Origin of the sequence: Streptomyces calidiresistens (assembly GCF_014141525.1) — a bacterium.
Classification (GTDB): Bacteria; Actinomycetota; Actinomycetes; order Streptomycetales; family Streptomycetaceae; genus Streptomyces; species Streptomyces calidiresistens.
Genome location: NZ_VKHS01001142.1, coordinates 1 through 1,293, shown reverse-complemented (window position 1 = coordinate 1,293; position 1,293 = coordinate 1). Strand labels below are relative to the sequence as shown.

The 1,293-nt window shown below is 75.2% G+C and carries 1 protein-coding gene; it reads right to left on the bottom strand.

All coding sequences use genetic code 11. The features are described 5' to 3' along the window. Positions 1-88 precede the first annotated feature (88 nt). The coding region (locus FOE67_RS25985) for an MFS transporter (protein ID WP_182667270.1) at positions 89-1,293 on the bottom strand (1,205 nt) is incomplete at its 5' end.

Sequence of the window (1,293 nt, the reverse complement as noted above, 5' to 3'; positions counted from 1 at the left end):
CTCCCCCACCGTTCCCCGGCACCCCACCGGCCCGAAGGGGCCGAACCGGCCCACGCCGGCCGGTGGACCGGTTCCCGATACCCCGGCGTCAGGAGCGCGAGGCCTCCCGACGACGCCGCGCGAGAACGGCCACCGTCACCCCGAGGGCCATCACCAACGGCACCACGGGCAACAGCAGCCCCGCCGACACCGACACGTGCTCCACCACCAGCCCGGTGACCACGGTGCCGCCGGCGACCCCCAGGGCGTTGGTGGAGAAGAAGAGGCCGAAGGTCTCACCGTGGCGGTCCGCCGGCACCCGACGGGGAGCGAGAGCGAGGAGGAAGCTGATCCCCGGCCCCAGGAAACAGCCCGCCACCAGCACGATCACCAACACCCCCGCGTACGGGGGCAGCGTCACCAGGGGGACCAGCAGAAGCCCGTAGCAGGCGAGGCACACCAACGGCCCCCGGAGCGAGGACCCGGCGGCGACCAGACGCCCCGCCACAGGCGTGGTCAACAGCAACGTGGTGGCCGCGCTGGACAGCGAGAGCGCCGCGATGAGCACGCCGGCCCCCTCGGGGGCCAGGCCCCGGTCGTCCAACAGGGCGGGAAGCCCCACATCGAGCGCACCGATGTTGAGGCCGATGCCCAGGCTGAGGAACAGCAGGGGGAGCACCGCGCGCAGCGGCTCCCGGACGCTGCGGCGCTCCTTCGGCCGCCCGCGGGCCTCCCGACCCGGCAACCACCGCACCAGCAGGGAGGCGCCCATCCAGAACACCGCCCCGCAGAGGATCGGGGCGACGGGGCCCAGACGCGCGAACAGCAGCGCGGCGAGCGCCGGGCCGGCGACCCAGATCACCTCCGTGACGGCGGAGTCCCCGGCGAAGGCCCGGGTGGTGGTCCGCCCGCCCCACAGCACCGGCAGCAGGCTCCGTATCCCGCCGGGCACCCCCGCCATGGTCACGGCGGCCAGAACGGTCGGCACCATCAACACCGGAACCGGAACCCGGACGATCAACCCGAGCGCGACCAGGAGGAGCAACCCCGCGCCCCACCGCAGGGGACGGACCAGCCCGCCGGGCAGCGCGCCGTGGTCCAGTCGCCGGCCCCGACGGGGCGCGCTCAACGCGGTGGCCGCCGCGTACGAGCCGGCGAGGACGCTGCCGGAGACGAAGGAGCCGGTGACGGACCGGCCGGCGAGCACCAGGGCCAACGGGATCATGCTGCCCGGCAGACGCGCGGTGGCCGCGGCGGTGGCGTAGAGCAACCACCGCCGGTCCGTCCACAACCTCTCGTCGGCCGGCGGGGGCC